This window comes from Pseudomonas sp. BN606 (assembly GCF_029873115.1).
Taxonomy (GTDB): Bacteria; Pseudomonadota; Gammaproteobacteria; order Pseudomonadales; family Pseudomonadaceae; genus Metapseudomonas.
This window is the reverse complement of record NZ_SSOF01000079.1, coordinates 55,465-72,427: the sequence shown is the minus strand read 5'-3', so window position 1 is coordinate 72,427 and position 16,963 is coordinate 55,465. Positions and strand designations below refer to the sequence as shown.

Genomic DNA, 16,963 nt, shown 5'->3' with positions numbered 1-16,963 from the left:
TGACCAAAGGAGGGCGCGATCATGTTGCCACCCATTCCGCAGGGCCTGGTCCCCGTCACGGCCCAACAGGACGTGGTCAAGCCGCGTCCTGACATCGCGCCCGTCACTCCCATGCAGGAGAGTGCGCAGGAAAGCGCCGTGAGCCTGGACAAGCGCCATCCCCAGGAGGCCGAGGAACTGCTGCGCGAAGAGCAGCGTCGTCGTCAGCGGAGAGGTTATTCGCCCCAGGAACTGGCGGCCGGAGAGGTCGCCGAGGAAGATCAGGCCGTTCTCCAGGAGCTGCCACGTCAGGGGCTATGGGTGGATGTGGAGGTCTGAGGCGCGCAGAATGAGGCGTCTTGATTCCTGAAGCCTATACCGGTGGATCTGTTCGACGATATTCCCCTTCAGTTGCCAAACGCCGAGCTGCACTACGAGCCACACTTCCTTTCTCCGGACGTGGCCAGTGACTGGCTGGCGCGTTTGGTGGCCGAGACTGCCTGGGAGCAGCCACAGGTTCATCTGCATGGCCGCTTTTATCCGGTTCCCCGATTGGTGGCCTGGTACGGTGATGCCGAGGCCAGCTACCGCTATTCCGGCCTGACCCACGAGCCGCTGCCCTGGACGCCGTTGCTGGCGGAGATTCGCGCGCGGATCGTGGCGGCGGTGGGGCAGCCCCTGAATGGCGTGCTGCTCAACTACTATCGTGACGGTCAGGACTCCATGGGCTGGCACAGCGATGACGAGCCCGAGCTTGGCAGCAATCCGTTGGTCGCCTCGCTCAACCTGGGCGGCACCCGTCGCTTCGACCTGCGGCGCAAGGGTGGCAATCGCATCGAACATTCCCTGGAACTTGGCCATGGCGCACTACTGGTCATGAGTGGGCCGACACAGCATCATTGGCAGCACCAGGTGGCGAAGACCCGTACCGCTTGCGCCCCCCGTCTCAACCTCACCTTCCGATGGATTCGCTGATGAGCAACGACGACAACCTGATCGATTTCGGCGCCGAGCGCGACAAGCGCATCCATGACGTCCACGACAAGCGTCTGAACGACATGCGCAAGGCCTTCGAACAAGCCATGCCACTGTCCAAGGGCAAGAAGCCGAAGAAACCGAAGAAACGCTGAGAACCGCTCCTTTTCCTGCCCATTGTGGGAGCGAATTCATTCGCGAATGAATTCGCTCCCACTGTTCGTTTTGCCCCTCCCGCTTCCTGCCAGATGCTCCGAAAATTGACTTGGATCAGTGCCCTGGCAGGCTTGCCGCGGGCGCTCCAGGGCTATTGATCCAGATCAATTTCTCCTGCCTGCCGTGCGGGTAACTTGAACCCATCGAAGCAACAACGCCACAACGCAGGAGGCAGATCATGTTCGTCGATACAGTGGTTCTCGCCGGTATAGGCACCGTCGGTCTCATGGTCGCTTTCTTCGCCGGTGTTGGTTACTTCATCTGGAAGGACTCGCACAAACGCAAGCCGCGTTGAGTTTTCTGGGTTTACAGGCACGCAAGGCACCTCGGGCGACTTCGGTCGCCCATTTTTTTGTCCCCACTTTTCTTCCTCCGCAGCCCGCGCCAGACTGGCGCCATGTCGATCCAGCCCCTTTCCCGCCTCAATGAACTCGACCCGCAGCAGTGGGATGCCCTTCTGCCGGACGATCAGCCATTCGTGCGCCACGCCTTTTTATCCACCCTTGAAGAAAGCGGCAGCGTGGGTGGTCGCAGCGGATGGCATCCTGCCCACCACTTGCTGCGCGGATCGAAGGGCGAGTTGCGTGCCGCGTTGCCGGCTTACCTGAAGAGCCATTCCTATGGCGAATACGTATTCGACTGGGCCTGGGCCGATGCCTGCCAGCGCGCGGGCATCCCCTATTACCCCAAGTTGTTAGCGGCCGTGCCCTTTACCCCGGTGGGAGGCGCGCGCGTGCTGGCGGTGAATGACGCCGCAGCGAGCGAACTGCTTGATGCGGTAGTCGTCGATGTAGCCACTGACAATTTGTCCGGACTGCATATCAACTTCACCGACTCTTTTGCCGACCACCATTTGCGCGGGCGCGAAGGCTGGTTGGAGCGCTTGGGTTGCCAGTTTCACTGGCGCAACCACGGGTACCGGGATTTCCAGGATTTCCTCGACGCGTTGAGTTCACGCAAGCGCAAGCAGATCCGCAAAGAGCGCGAACAAGTAGCGGGGCAGGGGATCGAGTTCCAGTGGCGCCAAGGCCGGGAGTTGGATGAAGCGGATTGGGATTTCGTTTACGCCTGCTATGCCAACACCTACCGGGTGCGGGGCCAGGCGCCATACCTGACGCGAACCTTCTTCAGCCTGCTGGCGGAGCGGATGCCGCAAGCCATTCACGTGGTGTTGGCGCTGCAGGCAGGCCGGCCAGTGGCCATGGCATTTTCGCTACAGGGCGGAGACACCCTCTACGGGCGATATTGGGGTTGTCTGGCGGAGTTCGACAGGCTGCATTTCGAAACCTGTTTCTACCAGGGAATCGATCAGGCTATAGCCACGGGTCTGCAGCGCTTCGATGCGGGTGCTCAGGGCGAGCACAAATTGATTCGGGGATTCGAGCCAGTGATCACCCGCTCCTGGCACTGGCTCGCCCACCCCGGCTTGCGGGCTGCTGTGGGTGATTTCCTAGTGCAGGAGCGGGTTGGCGTGCTGGCCTACGCCGAGGAGGCGCGAGGCTTGCTGCCATATCGGCAGGATTGATCAGCCGATATGGGGGAGGTCGGGAGTGGCGGTGCTGCCACCCCACTCGAGGAAGCGGAGCTTGTGGACTTCGCCCTCGCTGTCTTCGTAGACGAGCGTGACGGGCACTACACCGGTCTTCTGGGAGGTGTCGGTGCGGTGCAGCACTTTCTGGATATCGACTTCCATCCCGTAGTGGTAATCCACCGGCGCGATGCCGGAGCCTTGATTCTGGGGGCCATCCTGGGCGAATACGCTGGGCGCGAGGCTAGTGAGCAGGGCGCTTACAACCGAGGCCATTTTCATAAGGCTTGTTTTCCTCTGTTGGGTTTCGCTTACAAGGGACTTAATCTGACCGACTGAAAACGGTTAGTTCAGCGCCCACGATCCGAGTGCCTCGTCTGAGCGTTTTTTGATCATTCGCAATTGCCCAAGCTTGAGGGGTTGCGACCGTTTGTCGCAGTTCCTGAAAAAATTGATCGTGGTCTACCTCGTACCGCGGTGCCATGTACGAGAAGCCGGGTACCCGGAGAAGGGGCGCCCGGCTCATTTTTCTCAGCTGTTGCTGGTATGGCTGCCCCATTCGAGGAAACGAACCTTGTGCAGGTCGCCCTGGCTGTCCTCGTAGACCATGGTTACCGGAACCACGCCTGCACGCTGGGTTGCGTCGGTGCGATAAAGGACGCGCTGCACGTCCAGTTCCATGCCGTAGTGATAGTCGACTGCGGGAATGCCGGCGCCTACGTCACGATGGTGGTCCTGGGCGAACACACTTGGAGCGAGGCTGGCGAGCACGGCGCTGACGGCGGATGCGATCTTCATGGGCTGATCCTCTCGGGTTCCGTGGTGGGTTTGAGGTGAAACCGGATACGGGGTCCATATGACCAGCCAGATGCGCCAGGTTGAAATCGAAGCGCCTTGTATTAGAGATCAGCCGCGTCGATGGAGCGACGCGGCTGGTACTCATTCCACGCCGACGAACCCTCCGGTCTGGTGCTGCCAGAGCCGCGCGTAGAGACCACCGCACTCCAGCAACTGCGAGTGACTGCCGCTTTCCACTATTCGCCCCTTGTCCAGCACCACCAGGCGATCCATGCGCGCGATGGTGGACAGACGGTGGGCGATGGCGATGACCGTCTTGCCGTGCATGAGCGTTTCCAGACTTTCCTGAATGGCGGCTTCCACTTCAGAGTCCAGTGCAGAGGTGGCCTCGTCGAGGATCAGGATGGGGGCGTCCTTGAGCAGCACGCGGGCAATGGCGATGCGCTGGCGCTGGCCGCCGGAGAGCTTTACGCCGCGTTCGCCGACATGGGCGTCGAAGCCGCGCCGACCGTTGGCGTCCGAAAGCTGTGGGACGAATTCGCCGGCGCGGGCCTTTTGCACCGCATCCAGCAGTTCGGCATCGCTGGCGCCGGGGCGGCCATAGAGCAGGTTGTCGCGGATCGAACGGTGCAGCAGCGAGGTGTCCTGGGTGACCATGCCGATCTGAGCCCGCAGGCTTTCCTGGGTTACCTGGGCGATGTCTTGGCCGTCGATGAGGATGCGTCCGCTTTCCAGGTCGTAAAGTCGCAGCAGCAGGTTGACCAGGGTCGACTTGCCGGCACCGGAGGGGCCGACCAGACCGATCTTCTCGCCAGGCCGCACCACCAGGTCCAGGCCCTCGATCACTCCGCTGCCCTTGCCGTAGTGGAAGGCGATGTGCTCGAAACGCACTTCGCCTCGCTCTACCCGCAGCGGTGCGGCGTTCGGGTGGTCGGTCACCTGGCGCGGCACGGCGATGGTCTGCATGCCGTCCTGTACCTGGCCGATGTTGTCGAAGATGCCGGTGACCACCCACATGATCCAGCCGGACATGCTGATGATGCGGATCACCAGCCCGGTGGCCAGGGCAATGGCGCCGACGCTGATCAGACCCTGGTTACAAAGCCACAGGGCCAGGCCGCAGGTGCTGACGATCAGCAGGCCGCCCATGATGGTCACGGTGGCGTCCATGGCGGTGATCACTCGCGCCATCGCCTGGCTCTTCCGGGTTTGGTCGCCGATGGCTTCTCGGGCGTAGTCCTCTTCCTCGCGGGTATGGGCGAAGAGCTTGAGGGTGGCGATGTTGGTGTAGCCGTCGACAATGCGCCCCATCAGCCGCGAGCGGGAATCGGAGGATTCCACGGAGCGCTGCTTCACTCGCGGCACGAAGTAGTAGAGCGCATAGAGGTAGCTGGCTATCCACAGCACCAGGGGAATCATCAGGCGCCAGTCGGCCTCGGCGAACAACACCAGGGAACTGATCGCATAGATCAGCACGTGCCAGAGGGCGTCCACCGCTTGCACCGCCGAGTCGCGCAGGGAGTTGCCGGTCTGCATGATGCGCTGGGCGATGCGCCCGGCGAAGTCGTTCTGGAAGAAGCCCAGGCTCTGTTTCAGCACGTAGCGGTGGTTCTGCCAGCGGATCAGGTTGGTCAGCCCGGGCGTGATGCTCTGGTGCACCAGCAGATCGTGCAGGCTGTTGAACAGCGGTCGCAGGATCAGTGTCACCACGGCCATCCAGGCCAGTTCTGCACCATGCCGCTGGAAGAGTTCTCCGACCGGCGTGGCCTGGACCAGGTCGACGAGGCGGCCGAGGAAGCTGAACAGTGCCACTTCGATCAGGGCAACGATCAGCCCCACCAGCAGCAGGGCGCTGAAGATCGGCCATACCTGGCGCAGGTAATAGACGTAGAAGCGCAGGACGCTGCGCGGCGGCATTTCGTCTGGCGCCTGACGAAAGACGTCGATCAGACGCTCGAAGCGTTGGAATAGCATGGCGAATCCATCCGAAGGATAAGCGGTCGACCCGGGCTTCCTTCCCGGGTCGAGAGCGTCAGAGCCGCTTGGCGGAGAGAATCACTACCGGCTGCAGCGGTACGTTCTGGAACATGCCGCGATTGCCGGTGGGCACATTGGCGATCTGGTCCACTACATCCATACCACGCACTACCTTGCCGAACACCGCATAGCCAAAGTCGCGGCTGCCGTGGTCGAGGAAGGCGTTGTCGTTGTGGTTGATGAAGAACTGGCTGGTGGCCGAATTCACCGCCTGGGTACGAGCCATGGCGAGGGTGCCACGCAGGTTGCGCAGGCCGTTGTCGGCTTCGTTCTTGATCGGGTCACGGGTGTCCTTCTGGCTCATGTCGGTATCGAAGCCGCCACCCTGGATCATGAAACCAGGGATCACGCGATGGAACACGGTGCCGTTGTAGAACCCAGCATCCACGTAGTCGAGGAAATTCTTCACGCTGACAGGGGCCTTGTCGGCTTCCAGTTCCACCTCGATTTCCCCAGCACTGGTGGTCAGAAGCACATGGGGCTTGTCGGCGGCCATCAGGCTCAGGGAGACGAACAGGGCGCAGGCGCCCAGGACGAGTTTCTTCAGCATGGGATTTGGTCCTTTTTGCGCTCCACTTCAGCAATGAAGTCGAGCAGGGTGGTGTTGAAACGTTCGGGTTGATCGAGTGGGGTGGCATGGCGGGAATTCTTGATGACCACCAGGCGCGCGTTCGGTAGTTCCTTCACATAGGTCTCTTTCTTGGCGACCGGGGTGTAGTCACGGTCGGCGGTGATCACCAGTGTTGGGCACTTGATGCGCTGCAGGCGATCGCGTACGCCCCAGCCAATGATGGCGTTCAGCGCGGAAAGGTAGGCGCGTTTGTCGTTCTGCGGCCAGCGTTCTTCGATCTTGCGGCGCAGGTCAGCCTGCTCGGGCAACGGGAACAACAGGCCGCCGAGAGCCTTGGCGATGCTATCGAGGCTGAGCAGGCGCGAAAGGGTCCAGCGCTTGGCGATTTCCAGGTACTCCTTCGGCGAGTGGGGTTTCACCTCGGGACCGCTGTTGACGATGGTCAGGCTGCGCAGCAGTTCCGGGTGATCGACGGCGAGCTGGAAACCGATCATCCCGCCCATGCTGATGCCGACCAGATGCACGTCGATCAGCTTGAGGTGCTCGATCAGCGCCGTCACGTCATCGGCGAAGGCGGCGATGCTGTAGCGCTCATTGGGCTTGTCGGAGCGGCCGTGGCCGCGCACATCGATGACGATTACCCGATAGTGGGCGGCCAGGGCAGGGACCTGGTATTCCCAATCGCGGGTGCTGGAGCCGAGACCGTGAATCAGCAAGACCGGCATGCCGCGGCCGTAGTCCTCGTAGTGCAGTTGGCAACCGTCGTTATCGAAGTAGGACATGCGTGGACTCCTGTCAGACGCTGGAAAGTGGCGCGGCGAAGGGGGCGTCCAGCGGCGCGGAGTCGAAGGTCTTGATCAGTTCGACCAGGATCTGCGACGCCGGCCCCAGGGCCTTGTCCTTGTTGGCATATAGATAGAACGCGGGGTGGCGGCTACCGCCCTGTTCCATGGGAAGCGGCTTGAGCTGCCCTTCCTTTATTTCCCGTTCGATGAGATGTCGTGGCAGCCAGGCGAAACCCAGTCCGCTGCTGACGAAGTTGGCGGCCGTGGACAGGCTGCCAACCGTCCAGCGCTGTTCCGCGCCCAGCCAGCCGACGTTGCGCGGCTGGGTGCGGCCGGTGTCGCGGATTACCACCTGCAACTGGCTTTCCAGGTCCTGGAAGCTGATCTCCCGCTGCAAACGATGCAGAGGGTGGTCTGGGTGAGCGACGGCGACGAACTCCACCGAGCAGAGTCCGGCCCCCAGGTAGCCCTGGATATCCAGCGTGGTGATTGCGAGGTCGGCTGAGCCTTCCAGCAGCACTTCCTCGACGCCGGACAGTACTTCCTCGCGCAGGCGCACGCGGCAGCCCCGGCTTTGCGGCATGAAAGCGGTGAGGGCACGCACCAGGCGGGCGTTGGGATACGCTGCGTCCACCACCAGGCGCACTTCGGCTTCCCAGCCCTGCTCCATATGGTGGGCGAGTTCTTCGAGCTGGCTGGCTTGCTTGACCAGTTGCCGCGAGCGGCGCAGCAGCACTTCGCCGGCTTCGGTCAGCACCGCCTTGCGCCCTTCGATGCGCAACAGGGGCACACCCAACTGCTCCTGCATCCGCGCAACGGTATAGCTGACCGAGGATTGCGAGCGGTGGGTCGCTTCGGCTGCCTGGGCGAAGCCGCCGTGGTCCACGACCGCTTGCAGGGTTCGCCACTGGTCCAGTGTCACGCGCGGGGCTTTCATGCGGAGCTGCTCCTCTAGCTGCTTATGCCGGCAGATTGCGCGCGCTCATGGCGCTGATTCCGCTTGCGGCGCTCTGTTAAGCTGGCGTTCTCTGCACTGGAGATCGCCCATGAAAAAACTGTGCTGTGCCTTGCTCGTCGTGTTGCCAACCCTGGCTTTCGCTTACCCCATCGAAGTGGAGAAGCAGTACAACGGCGCCGAGCTCGTCTACGACACCACGGACATCGACAACAACCTGGCCGCCATCAACATCCAGAACGTCGGTGGAACCACGGCAGAGTGCAAGGTGGTGTTCGTCAACGGACCCGAGACTCCCAAAGTGCGCAAGGCTGTCATCGAGAGTGGCAAAAGCGCCTACCTGACGGCCAACTTCAACCGCGCGATTATCAAGCTGCGGATCAAGCTGACCTGCAATCCCAAGTAGTCGGGGCGCGGATTCGGGCACAGCAAGCAGCCTAGTGCCCTTCCTGCTACAAATCAAATTTCTTGATACTTAGAAGCGGATATTTACGCTTTTTAATCGATTCTTGTCGAAATAATCTGCGCCCCATCGACGCAATCAACCCCCCGATGGAGGTAGCCCCAAATGTCCCGTGTACTCGTCATCGAAAGCAGCGCCCGTCAGCAAGGTTCCGTTTCCCGCCAACTCACCCAGGACTTCATCGCCAATTGGCAAGCCGCCCATCCGGCCGATGAAATTACCGTTCGCGACCTCGCCGTCGATCAGGTACCGCACCTGGACGCCGACTTGCTGGGTGGCTGGATGAAGCCCGCGGACCAGCAGAGCGACAGTGAGAAAGCCTCCCTGCAGCGCTCCAACCTGCTGACCGAGGAACTCCTGGCTGCCGACGTACTGGTAATGGCCGCTCCCATGTACAACTTCGCCATCCCCAGCACTCTGAAGTCCTGGCTGGATCATGTGCTGCGCGCTGGCGTTACTTTCAAGTACACCGAAACCGGTCCGAAAGGCCTGCTCACCGGCAAACGCGCTTTCGTCCTGACTGCTCGCGGTGGCATCTACTCCGGCAGCCCCCTGGACCATCAGGAGCCCTATCTGCGCCAAGCCATGAGCTTCATCGGGATCCATGACGTGACCTTCATCCATGCCGAAGGGCTGAACATGGGCAACGAGTTCCAGGAGAAAGGCCTGGCTTCGGCCAAGGCGCAACTGGCCCAGGTGGCCTGATTCACCGCGTCGCTCCTCGCTCCCTCCAGGTGCGCTGACGCTCCGTGCGCGCACCTCGCCTGCCCGGCCTGATACAGGTCGGGCTTTTTTGTTGGTGTCTGGGGGAGGTCGTCGGCCTCGATGGCGAATGAGTTCGCCTCCACCGGTAGGGCGCAATGCCGTTTTCAACAATGCGGGCGGCGGCCCTGCCCGGATGGTCAGATTTCGCCCTTGATAAGCTTCCGCTCGCGGCAAGGAAGGCGTATGTTCGCCGGCTGCTTTGCGAGGCCCCAGATGATTTCGCTCCACTCCCTTTCCTGCCTGCTGAGGCGGCCATGAGGCTGTCCGGTCGAGGTGTTGCGCTGTCGCTGACGGCGTCCGTCCTGTTTGCCCTGATGCCCGGATACGTGCGGGAGCTGGCGCCGCTCGATGGCGTGCAGATTTTCGCCCAGCGCGTGCTCTGGTCGATTCCGGTAGTGCTCCTGATGCTGGCGCTGACGCGCCAGTGGTCCACCTTTGTCAACGTGCTCGGGCGTCTGCGTCGTGAACCCTTGCTGTTGGCGTCGTTGCCGCTCGCGGCGGTGCTGATCGGCCTGCAATGGGGGCTTTTCCTCTGGGCGCCCCTGCAGGGGCGGATGCTGGAGGTTTCCCTTGGCTATTTCCTGTTGCCCCTGGCGATGGTGGTGGCAGGGCGAGTGTTCTATGCCGAGCACCTTCGGCCGCTGCAGTTGCTGGCGGTGATCTTTGCGTTGATCGGGGTGCTGCACGAGTTCTGGCTGACGCGAGCGTTTTCCTGGCTGACCCTGGTCACCGCCCTGGGGTATCCGCCGTATTTCATGCTGCGTCGCTGGATGAAGCTGGATGCATTGTCCGGTTTCATCCTGGAAATGGCGGTGCTGGCGCCACTGGCCATCTGGCTGATCCTGAACTTCTCACCGCCGGGTGCTTTCAGCCAGGCGCCGCAACTCTGGTGGCTCATTCCCGGTCTGGGGTTACTGGGCACCCTGGCTTTTGCGGCGATGATGGCGTCCAGTCGACTTCTCCCGCTTGGATTGTTCGGGATTCTCAGCTACGTGGAACCGGTGCTGCTGTTCGCGGTGGCAGTGGCCTTCCTCGGTGAACCGTTCAATCCCGCACAGCTCTGGACCTACCTGCCGATCTGGCTGGCAGTGCTGCTGATTGGCTGGGATAGCGCCAAGCTGTTACGCAAGCAGGCCCGACAAGGCCTGTAGCACGTGGTCCCGCAGCAGTGGGGCGAGGTTCTCCGGTTGAGGCTCGCCGGGTTCGAACCAGGCCAGTTCTTCCAGTTCGGCCGCCGCTTCCACGCCGTGGGGCAGACGGGCGACGAAGATTTCTGCGTCCACCCAGGTGTTCGCTTCGTTGGCGGCTGGCGCGTGGAAACGGCCCAGTGGATTCAGGGCTGATGCGTCAAGTCGCAATTGCAGCTCTTCCCATAGTTCACGCTGCAGCGCCTGCAGCGGACTTTCGCCGTCCTCGCGCTTGCCGCCCGGCAACATGAACGCATGGGTGCCACGCTTGCGCACCAGCAGCAGGCGGTCTTGTGGGTCCAGCAGGCATGCGGCGGCGATATTCAGGGTGGTCATGGTGTCTCGGCTTCCGGCAGGAGTTGGTAGTGCAGCTGCACCACGCCGGTGGGAAAGCTGCGCTGCTCGCGAAGCTGGAGGCGGCGCCCGAGGCCGGTGGCGAACATCGGGATACCCGCGCCCAGAAGCAGCGGTATGAAGCTGACCACCAGTTCGTCGAGCAGCCCGGCAGAGTAGCAGGTCCCCGCCAGCGAACCACCTCCCACCAGCCAGATTCGTTTGCAGCCGGCGGTGGTCAGTTGCTCGATGGCCTGGGCTGGCGTGTCGTGGCTGATCTGCACCGCTGGCGCTGCGGGAGACATATCGCTACGGGTCAGCACGATGCAGGGCTTGCCCGGGTAGGGCCAGTCACCGCCGAAGGCCAGGATGGTTTCGTAGGTTGCTCGTCCCATCAGCAGGCCGTCGACGCTGTCGTAGAACGCCTGGAAGCCGTGGTCGTCTCCCGAGGCCTCGATCGGTTCCAGCCAGTCGACGCTGCCATCGGGACGGGCAATATATCCGTCAAGGCTGGCGGCTACGTAGTAGATCAGCGCTGCGCGCATGACGAGGCTCCGGAAAACGAGTGGGAAAAGCCTATACCCGCTTGGCGATTCCGTCGCTGTATCGCTCGGAAATCGGGCGTTTGCTCGCAACTCCGGGTAACCTATGCAGCTGTTTACGCTTTCGATCGAGGTAGTCCTGTGTTTTCCCAATTCGCCCTGCACGAACGTCTGCTCAAGGCCGTTGCCGAACTCAAATTCGTCGAGCCGACTCCGGTGCAGGTGGCGGCCATTCCGCCTGCCCTGGAAGGGCGCGACCTGCGGGTGACAGCCCAGACCGGTAGCGGCAAGACCGCCGCCTTCGTCCTGCCGTTGCTCAACCGACTGATCGGCGAGGCCAAGCCGCGCGAACGCATCCGCTCGCTGATCCTGCTGCCGACTCGCGAGTTGGCCCAGCAGACCTTGAAGGAAGTGGAGCGTTTCTCCCAGTTCACCTTCATCAAGTCCGCCCTGGTTACCGGCGGCGAAGACTTCAAGGTGCAGGCCGCGCTGTTGCGCAAGCTGCCGGACGTCCTGATTTCCACCCCTGGGCGCCTGATCGAGCACCTCAATGCCGGCAGCCTCGACTTGCGTGAAGTGGAAGTGCTGGTACTGGACGAGGCTGACCGCATGCTCGACATGGGCTTCGCCGAAGACATGCAGCGCATCACCGAGCTGTGCAGCAACCGCGACCAGACCCTGCTGTTCTCCGCCACCACCGGCGGCAACGCCCTGCGCGAAGTGGCCAACAAGGTGCTGCGCGATCCGCTGCACCTGCGCCTGAACAGCATCGACCAGCTCAGCGAAGGCACTCGTCATCAGATCATCACGGCCGACCATCCTGAGCACAAGGAACAGCTGGCGCGCTGGCTGCTGGCCAACGAGACCTACCAGAAGGCAATCATTTTCACCAACACCCGCGTCCAGGCCGATCGCCTGTACGGCCATTTGGTGGCTGGCGGTTACAAGGCCTTCGTGCTCCATGGCGACAAGGACCAGAAGGACCGCAAGCTGGCCATCGACCGCGTGAAACAGGGCGGCACCAAGGTGCTGGTGGCGACGGATGTCGCCGCCCGTGGCCTGGACATCGAAGGCCTGGACCTGGTGATCAACTTCGACATGCCGCGCTCCGGCGACGAGTACGTACACCGTGTCGGCCGTACCGGTCGTGCCGGTGGCGAGGGCCTGGCGATCTCGCTGATCTGTCACAACGACTGGAACCTGATGTCCAGCGTCGAGCGTTACCTCAAGCAGACTTTCGAGCGACGGGTCATCAAGGAGCTGAAAGGCACCTACACCGGTCCGAAGAAGGTCAAGGCATCCGGCAAGGCCGCTGGCGTCAAGAAGAAAAAGACCGACAAGAAGGGCGACAAGAAAGCGCCTGCCAAAGCCGCCGCGCCCAAGCGCAAGCCGAGCAAGCCTCGCGAGGAATCTCGCGTGGTCAGCAACGACGGTCTGGCGCCGCTCAAGCGCAAGAAACCGGCTGCGGAGTAACGATGCGTAGGGTCGCCGCCTTGGCTTCGCTGCCCGCGGCGATCCCGGCATCGGCTGAGGTCTATCGCTGCGTACAGCCTGATGGGGTGGTGCAGTACACCGATCGTGGCTGCGCTTCTCTAGATGCTTCGCAACCCTTGGCGAGCGGCGATCCGGGAGCTGTAACGGGATTGCTGCAGCATGCCGAATCCAGCGTTCGCCAGGTTGTTCCATGGCTGGATGGCCTCAGCCTGTGGCAGCTGCTACTGCTCACCTACGCGCTCATGAGTCTGGTCTGCTTCGTTGCCTATTGGCGCGACAAGCGATTCGCCAGGGCCGGAGCGCAACGCACTCCCGAATTCCGCCTTCACCTGTACGAACTCCTCGGCGGCTGGCCGGGCGGCCTGCTGGCCCAGAGGTTGATCCGCCACAAGAACCGCAAGGTCGCCTACCAGGTGAAGTTCTGGCTGATCGTGGCCTTGCATCTGGGATTGCTGGGGTACTGGGCGTTGCATTGAGGCGAGCCCGGCGGACCTGCGGCCCGCTTGGCGAATGAATTGGCCCCTACAAGCAAAGCGTCGAGGTGCGGGTAAGGCACGTACCGCGCCCTCTCCCACTAGTGGGGAGAGGGCTTGGGCGAGGGGGTTTCTTAGGGCACCAGCACGATCTTCCCGTCTCGTTCGCCAGCGGCTGCTGCGGCAACGGCTTCCTTGATCCGGCTGATGTCGTAGGTCGCGGCAATTCGCGCCTTGAGCTTGCCGGTGGCTATTAGCTGGATCAGTTCGCCGAACAACTGCATCTGCTGCTGCGGGGTCGCCTGGCGGAACCAGCGAGCCAGCCAGAAGCCCTTCAGGGTCACATCACGGAACACGAAGGAACCGGGGTTCACCTGGCAGGGCTCGCCACTCATGCGACCGTAGTTCACCAGCACGCCGCCTTCGGCCAGGCTGGCCGCGAGGTGGTCCGTGGAGGCGCCGCCTACCGCGTCGATGCCCAGTTTCACCGGTGCGCCGCTCGTGGCTTCACGGACGCGCTTGGGCAGGTCGGGGCCGTCCACCAGCACCACGTCACCGCCTTCGGCCTGCACGCCGGCCACCGCCGATTCGCGGCGTACCACGTTGATGGTTTTCAATCCGCGAATCTTAGCCAACTGGACCAGGTAGCTACCCACTCCCGAGTTTGCGGCGTTCTGGATCACCCAGTCGCCCGGCTGCAGGTCGACGAAGTCGCGCAGCATCAGGTAGGCGGTGGGCGGATTGACGGTGAGCATCGCCAGTTGCTGCGGATCGGCACTGGGCAACGGGATCAGTTGTTTGGCGTCGGCGACCAGATGCGTGCGCCAGGTGCCGCAGCCCACCGGCAGCAGCACGGTCTGGCCGGGCTTGAGGCCCGTCACGTCGGCGGCCACTTCGAGCACTTCGCCAACGCCTTCGTTACCGCCGATGGCGGGCAGTGGTGGCAGCATGCCGTATTCCCCAGTGAGGGTGAGCACGTCGGACGGGTTGATGGGGGCTGCCAGTACTTTCACCAGCGCCTGGCCGGCGGCCACCGGCGGGAGTTCCAGTTCCACTGCCTCGATCACATCCTGAGGCACCGGGCCACGGGTCTTGTATTCGGCTTTGAGCATGACGCTTCTCCTGGCGGCTTGAGGGGAGGTTGAGTCTAGCCGCAGGCGGGCGAGGGCGACTGAATCCAGCATTATTCCCACGGCTGATCGGATGGCGCGATGAAGACGCTGGAGGTCGTTCTGAGGCTGGCCACAGGCAGCGCCTTTGCTAGGTTCGGCGGCGAAGCAGGATTCGGGGCTTCCTCACGCTCACGCAAATCATCGAGGGAACAAGAAGATGAAGATCGCCAAGACACTGATGTCCGTTGTGCTGTCCATAGGCCTGGCTGGAGCCGCCCAGGCCGCCACCGAGTTGAAGCACTGGCCGGAGCCGGCCGCCAAGCAGTTGGATGCACTGATCGCCAAGCATGCCAACCAAGGCAACTTCGCCGTGTTCGACATGGACAACACGAGCTATCGCTACGACCTGGAGGAGTCCCTGCTTCCGTTCCTGGAGATGAAGGGCGTGCTCACCCGCGAAAAGCTCGATCCTTCGCTCAAGCTGATCCCTTTCAAGGACTTGAAGGGCCACAAGGAAAGCCTGAACAGCTACTACTACCGGCTCTGCGAAGTGGACGATCTGGTCTGCTATCCCTGGGTCGCCCAAGTGTTCTCCGGTTTCACCCTGCGTGAACTGAAGGGGTACGTCGATGAGCTGATGGCCTATGGCAAGCCGATTCCCTCCACTTATTACGAAGGGGATGAGGTGAAGTCCATCGAGATCAACCCGCCGAAGATATTCACCGGGCAGAAGGAGTTGATGAACAAGCTCAGCGAGAACGGCATCGAGGTATACATCATGACTGCGGCCCTCGAAGAGCTGGTGCGCATGGTCGCCTCGGACCCGAAGTACGGCTACAACGTCAAACCGCAGAACGTCATCGGCGTCACCACCCTGTTGAAGGACCGCAAGAGTGGTGCCGTGACCACCAGCCGCATGCAGATCACCGATGGCAAGTATGACGAGAAAGCCAACCTAGACCTGGAACTGACCCCGTATCTCTGGACTCCTGCTACCTGGATGTCTGGCAAGTACGCGGCCATCCTCAGTTACATCGACGAGTGGAAGAAACCCATCCTGGTCGCTGGCGACACGCCGATCAGCGACGGCTACATGATGTTCCACGGCACTGACGTGGCCAAAGGCGGCATCAACCTCTGGATCAATCGCAAGGCCAAGTACATGGACCAGATCACTGCGATGCAGAAGCGCAATGCCGAGGCCCAGGCCAAGCAAGGGCTGCCGGTGACGGCGGACAAGAACTGGGTAGTGGTGGTGCCCGAAGAGATTCAGTGACAGCCAGTTCACGATCATTCTGCAGCGGCCGCCTTCGGGCGGCCGCTTCGTTTCATGCACTAGAGTCACTCCTGTCGGCTTGATTGGTGAATCTGCCTGTCCTGCCTGGACAGTGAAGCCGTGTGGCATGGCTGCTACCCTGCCGGGCCTTGCTCGAAATCCAGTCACGGAGTGATCGATGAAGTACCTGGCGCTCGCGCTCAGCCTGAGCCTCCTCGGCTTGCCATCCGCCGCCATGGCCTGGTCCAACCATGCCCTTGGCACCGCTCTGGCGCTGGCCGGCCTGCCGCAGGTCAAGGACGCGCCGCCGGTGCAGGTGGAAAGCCTGGAGTCTTTCCTGGAAGAGGAGGGCGTTGCCCTGGAGCAACTGCTGGACGAGCAGGAGGAGTTCTTCCGGGAAAACCTGCCGGACTACCCGGCTCGGCCCGACGACCTGCGCTGGATCCCAACCCACGGAGGCGACCATCGCAAGGCCTTCCTGATGGCGCTGCGGGTGAACCCGGAGATCAAGCTGGCGTACTTTGTCCAGGCCCTGCCGGGCATGGACTGGAGCGGTCGGACGTCCCTCGATGCCTCTGACGTGCTGGTATTCCGCAAGCTCAGCCTGTGGCGCGAATGGCGTTTCTACCAGGTGCAGCCCGGCGAAACCCTGCCGGCCCTGGCGGTGGTCGCCAGTGCTGCCGATGAACCGGACTACGGTCACGACATCAACCTGTTCAGCGACAACCCCGGTGAAGTCGGCGCCCGCTACAACTTCGGCAAGCAGCCGTTCGGCGATGCCCGTTTCGAATACTCGTCCCAGGCGCCGTTCCACATCGGTTATTACCACGAGGATGAACTCATCTATCGGGCCGCGCCGTACCTGTCGCGCACCTACCCCGAGGTGCGGGTCTACCAGTACCTCGGACTGGCGCGCTTCGCCTTCGAGAGCGGCCACCCGTACTGGGGCTATCGCTTCCTCGGCTGGGGCCTGCATTACATTCAGGATATCACCCAGCCCTATCACGCCAAGGCATTGCCGGGGCACGGTACGCCCCGTCTGTTCTGGATCGCCCTGAAGGCTGCGGTGGGTCTGGACAGCGACAAGCTGGCGGCCATCGAGCAGGTGGCCAACCGGCATACCCAGGTGGAGCAGTACCAGGCCGACTGGCTGCGTAAACTGCTGCGCGAAGGCAGCAACGACAATCCGTTGCTGCGCGCCTATGCCGACAACCGTACCGACGATGACTACCCGCCCTTCGATGGAGAGTCGCTGCGGTTGGTGGTGTCCCAGGAATCCTACGATGCTGCCGATGACTTCGACGAGCGCATCGGTCACTGGCTGGCGAGTGGCCAGGCGCAGTCCGGGTTCAGCCAGGGCAACCAGCTCGCGCCCCTGCCCGAGGACGTCCAGCTCAACCAGGCGCTTGTGCGGCTGATCCGCCACTTCGGAGCGCACAGCCGCAATGCCACTCGCGCGACCTTGCCCTGATCC

20 protein-coding genes and 2 pseudogenes are annotated in these 16,963 nt (G+C 62.4%); 13 read left to right on the top strand and 9 right to left on the bottom strand.

All coding sequences use genetic code 11. The annotated features are described in order from the left end of the window. Positions 1–21: 21 nt before the first annotated feature. From E8E75_RS21570 to E8E75_RS21550, 5 genes are all read left to right on the top strand, one after another. Positions 22–318: an aspartate-semialdehyde dehydrogenase gene (locus E8E75_RS21570; protein ID WP_153917798.1), complete on the top strand. Its 297-nt coding sequence runs from the start codon at positions 22–24 to the stop codon at positions 316–318. Between the two features lie 42 nt (positions 319–360). Next, the gene (locus tag E8E75_RS21565) at positions 361–954 is read left to right on the top strand and encodes an alpha-ketoglutarate-dependent dioxygenase AlkB (RefSeq protein WP_280359763.1); all 594 of its coding nucleotides are present in this window, start codon (positions 361–363) and stop codon (positions 952–954) included. Further along, positions 954–1,109: a hypothetical protein gene (locus E8E75_RS21560; protein WP_162945836.1), complete on the top strand. Its 156-nt coding sequence runs from the start codon at positions 954–956 to the stop codon at positions 1,107–1,109. The genes E8E75_RS21565 and E8E75_RS21560 overlap by 1 nt, the downstream gene beginning before the upstream one ends. A 239-nt stretch (positions 1,110–1,348) precedes the next feature. Beyond that, positions 1,349–1,465, top strand: coding sequence for a cytochrome c oxidase subunit CcoM (ccoM, locus tag E8E75_RS21555; RefSeq protein ID WP_280359762.1), 117 nt, complete (start codon positions 1,349–1,351; stop codon positions 1,463–1,465). Between the two features lie 102 nt (positions 1,466–1,567). After that, positions 1,568–2,695, top strand: coding sequence for a GNAT family N-acetyltransferase (locus tag E8E75_RS21550; RefSeq protein WP_120652181.1), 1,128 nt, complete (start codon positions 1,568–1,570; stop codon positions 2,693–2,695). Here E8E75_RS21550 and E8E75_RS21545 read toward each other — a convergent pair whose 3' ends face one another. The 6 genes from E8E75_RS21545 to E8E75_RS21520 form a co-directional block, all read right to left on the bottom strand. Further along, positions 2,696–2,980 (bottom strand): DUF2790 domain-containing protein, encoded by a 285-nt coding sequence (locus E8E75_RS21545; protein WP_153917802.1) that lies wholly within the window; start codon positions 2,978–2,980, stop codon positions 2,696–2,698. A 249-nt stretch (positions 2,981–3,229) separates the two neighbouring features. Further along, positions 3,230–3,496, bottom strand: coding sequence for a DUF2790 domain-containing protein (locus E8E75_RS21540; RefSeq protein ID WP_120652177.1), 267 nt, complete (start codon positions 3,494–3,496; stop codon positions 3,230–3,232). 141 nt (positions 3,497–3,637) lie between these two features. Continuing rightward, positions 3,638–5,470, bottom strand: coding sequence for an ABC transporter ATP-binding protein (locus tag E8E75_RS21535; RefSeq protein ID WP_120652175.1), 1,833 nt, complete (start codon positions 5,468–5,470; stop codon positions 3,638–3,640). A 58-nt stretch (positions 5,471–5,528) separates the two neighbouring features. Then, on the bottom strand, positions 5,529–6,083 hold the full coding sequence (locus E8E75_RS21530) for a peptidylprolyl isomerase (protein WP_120652173.1): 555 nt from the start codon (positions 6,081–6,083) through the stop codon (positions 5,529–5,531). Further along, entirely contained in the window at positions 6,077–6,886 is an 810-nt protein-coding gene (locus tag E8E75_RS21525; RefSeq protein WP_120652171.1) for an alpha/beta hydrolase, read from the bottom strand. The genes E8E75_RS21530 and E8E75_RS21525 overlap by 7 nt, the downstream gene beginning before the upstream one ends. Before the next feature lie 13 nt (positions 6,887–6,899). Beyond that, positions 6,900–7,826, bottom strand: a complete 927-nt coding sequence (locus tag E8E75_RS21520; RefSeq protein ID WP_120652169.1) for a LysR family transcriptional regulator — start codon at positions 7,824–7,826, stop codon at positions 6,900–6,902. 109 nt (positions 7,827–7,935) lie between these two features. Between E8E75_RS21520 and E8E75_RS21515 the strand changes: the two genes are divergently transcribed. The 3 genes from E8E75_RS21515 to rarD all read left to right on the top strand — a co-directional run bounded on the left by E8E75_RS21515 (position 7,936) and on the right by rarD (position 10,223). Then, positions 7,936–8,250 carry a 3-phosphoglycerate kinase gene (locus tag E8E75_RS21515; protein WP_120652167.1) on the top strand — a complete coding sequence of 105 codons (315 nt, stop codon included), beginning with the start codon at positions 7,936–7,938 and terminating at the stop codon, positions 8,248–8,250. A 162-nt stretch (positions 8,251–8,412) separates the two neighbouring features. Then, entirely contained in the window at positions 8,413–9,012 is a 600-nt protein-coding gene (locus E8E75_RS21510) for an FMN-dependent NADH-azoreductase (RefSeq protein ID WP_153917804.1), read from the top strand. Between the two features lie 314 nt (positions 9,013–9,326). After that, entirely contained in the window at positions 9,327–10,223 is an 897-nt protein-coding gene (rarD, locus tag E8E75_RS21505) for an EamA family transporter RarD (RefSeq protein ID WP_120652163.1), read from the top strand. Here rarD and E8E75_RS21500 read toward each other — a convergent pair. Continuing rightward, positions 10,194–10,595 carry an NUDIX domain-containing protein gene (locus tag E8E75_RS21500; protein WP_120652161.1) on the bottom strand — a complete coding sequence of 134 codons (402 nt, stop codon included), beginning with the start codon at positions 10,593–10,595 and terminating at the stop codon, positions 10,194–10,196. The two genes, rarD and E8E75_RS21500, sit on opposite strands and share 30 nt — an antisense overlap. After that, a complete protein-coding gene (locus E8E75_RS21495) occupies positions 10,592–11,137 on the bottom strand; it encodes a dihydrofolate reductase family protein (protein WP_153917805.1) in 546 nt (181 codons plus the stop codon). The genes E8E75_RS21500 and E8E75_RS21495 overlap by 4 nt, the downstream gene beginning before the upstream one ends. A 138-nt stretch (positions 11,138–11,275) precedes the next feature. On the opposite strand from E8E75_RS21495, the gene E8E75_RS21490 reads away from it, so the two are divergent. From E8E75_RS21490 to E8E75_RS21480, 3 genes and pseudogenes are all read left to right on the top strand, one after another. Continuing rightward, on the top strand, positions 11,276–12,607 hold the full coding sequence (locus tag E8E75_RS21490) for a DEAD/DEAH box helicase (RefSeq protein ID WP_120652157.1): 1,332 nt from the start codon (positions 11,276–11,278) through the stop codon (positions 12,605–12,607). A gap of 2 nt (positions 12,608–12,609) precedes the next feature. Beyond that, positions 12,610–12,711 (top strand): annotated as a pseudogene (locus tag E8E75_RS21485) (DUF4124 domain-containing protein); the annotation flags it as partial. 108 nt (positions 12,712–12,819) lie between these two features. Beyond that, positions 12,820–13,071: pseudogene (locus E8E75_RS21480) on the top strand (DUF1294 domain-containing protein); the annotation flags it as partial. A gap of 164 nt (positions 13,072–13,235) precedes the next feature. Here the strand turns inward: E8E75_RS21480 and E8E75_RS21475 are convergent. Then, positions 13,236–14,213, bottom strand: coding sequence for a zinc-dependent alcohol dehydrogenase family protein (locus E8E75_RS21475; RefSeq protein ID WP_120652153.1), 978 nt, complete (start codon positions 14,211–14,213; stop codon positions 13,236–13,238). Positions 14,214–14,430: 217 nt separating this feature from the next. Between E8E75_RS21475 and E8E75_RS21470 the strand changes: the two genes are divergently transcribed. Then, on the top strand, positions 14,431–15,489 hold the full coding sequence (locus E8E75_RS21470; RefSeq protein WP_153917809.1) for a haloacid dehalogenase-like hydrolase: 1,059 nt from the start codon (positions 14,431–14,433) through the stop codon (positions 15,487–15,489). 178 nt (positions 15,490–15,667) lie between these two features. Beyond that, complete coding sequence (locus E8E75_RS21465; RefSeq protein ID WP_153917810.1) at positions 15,668–16,960, top strand: phospholipase; 1,293 nt, start codon at positions 15,668–15,670, stop codon at positions 16,958–16,960. The last annotated feature ends 3 nt before the right edge of the window (positions 16,961–16,963 follow it).

What these genes read in the sequence shown, in the direction of transcription:
- E8E75_RS21520 (WP_120652169.1), bottom strand. Translation starts at nt 7,826, where the DNA reads ATGAAAGCCCCGCGCGTGACACTGGACCAGTGGCGAACCCTGCAAGCG.
- E8E75_RS21545 (WP_153917802.1), bottom strand. Translation starts at nt 2,980, where the DNA reads ATGAAAATGGCCTCGGTTGTAAGCGCCCTGCTCACTAGCCTCGCGCCC.
- E8E75_RS21560 (WP_162945836.1), top strand. Translation starts at nt 954, where the DNA reads ATGAGCAACGACGACAACCTGATCGATTTCGGCGCCGAGCGCGACAAG.
- E8E75_RS21540 (WP_120652177.1), bottom strand. Translation starts at nt 3,496, where the DNA reads ATGAAGATCGCATCCGCCGTCAGCGCCGTGCTCGCCAGCCTCGCTCCA.
- E8E75_RS21530 (WP_120652173.1), bottom strand. Translation starts at nt 6,083, where the DNA reads ATGCTGAAGAAACTCGTCCTGGGCGCCTGCGCCCTGTTCGTCTCCCTG.
- E8E75_RS21465 (WP_153917810.1), top strand. Translation starts at nt 15,668, where the DNA reads ATGAAGTACCTGGCGCTCGCGCTCAGCCTGAGCCTCCTCGGCTTGCCA.
- E8E75_RS21500 (WP_120652161.1), bottom strand. Translation starts at nt 10,595, where the DNA reads ATGACCACCCTGAATATCGCCGCCGCATGCCTGCTGGACCCACAAGAC.
- E8E75_RS21470 (WP_153917809.1), top strand. Translation starts at nt 14,431, where the DNA reads ATGAAGATCGCCAAGACACTGATGTCCGTTGTGCTGTCCATAGGCCTG.
- ccoM (WP_280359762.1), top strand. Translation starts at nt 1,349, where the DNA reads ATGTTCGTCGATACAGTGGTTCTCGCCGGTATAGGCACCGTCGGTCTC.
- E8E75_RS21495 (WP_153917805.1), bottom strand. Translation starts at nt 11,137, where the DNA reads ATGCGCGCAGCGCTGATCTACTACGTAGCCGCCAGCCTTGACGGATAT.
- E8E75_RS21525 (WP_120652171.1), bottom strand. Translation starts at nt 6,886, where the DNA reads ATGTCCTACTTCGATAACGACGGTTGCCAACTGCACTACGAGGACTAC.
- E8E75_RS21550 (WP_120652181.1), top strand. Translation starts at nt 1,568, where the DNA reads ATGTCGATCCAGCCCCTTTCCCGCCTCAATGAACTCGACCCGCAGCAG.
- E8E75_RS21570 (WP_153917798.1), top strand. Translation starts at nt 22, where the DNA reads ATGTTGCCACCCATTCCGCAGGGCCTGGTCCCCGTCACGGCCCAACAG.
- E8E75_RS21515 (WP_120652167.1), top strand. Translation starts at nt 7,936, where the DNA reads ATGAAAAAACTGTGCTGTGCCTTGCTCGTCGTGTTGCCAACCCTGGCT.
- E8E75_RS21475 (WP_120652153.1), bottom strand. Translation starts at nt 14,213, where the DNA reads ATGCTCAAAGCCGAATACAAGACCCGTGGCCCGGTGCCTCAGGATGTG.
- rarD (WP_120652163.1), top strand. Translation starts at nt 9,327, where the DNA reads ATGAGGCTGTCCGGTCGAGGTGTTGCGCTGTCGCTGACGGCGTCCGTC.
- E8E75_RS21535 (WP_120652175.1), bottom strand. Translation starts at nt 5,470, where the DNA reads ATGCTATTCCAACGCTTCGAGCGTCTGATCGACGTCTTTCGTCAGGCG.
- E8E75_RS21510 (WP_153917804.1), top strand. Translation starts at nt 8,413, where the DNA reads ATGTCCCGTGTACTCGTCATCGAAAGCAGCGCCCGTCAGCAAGGTTCC.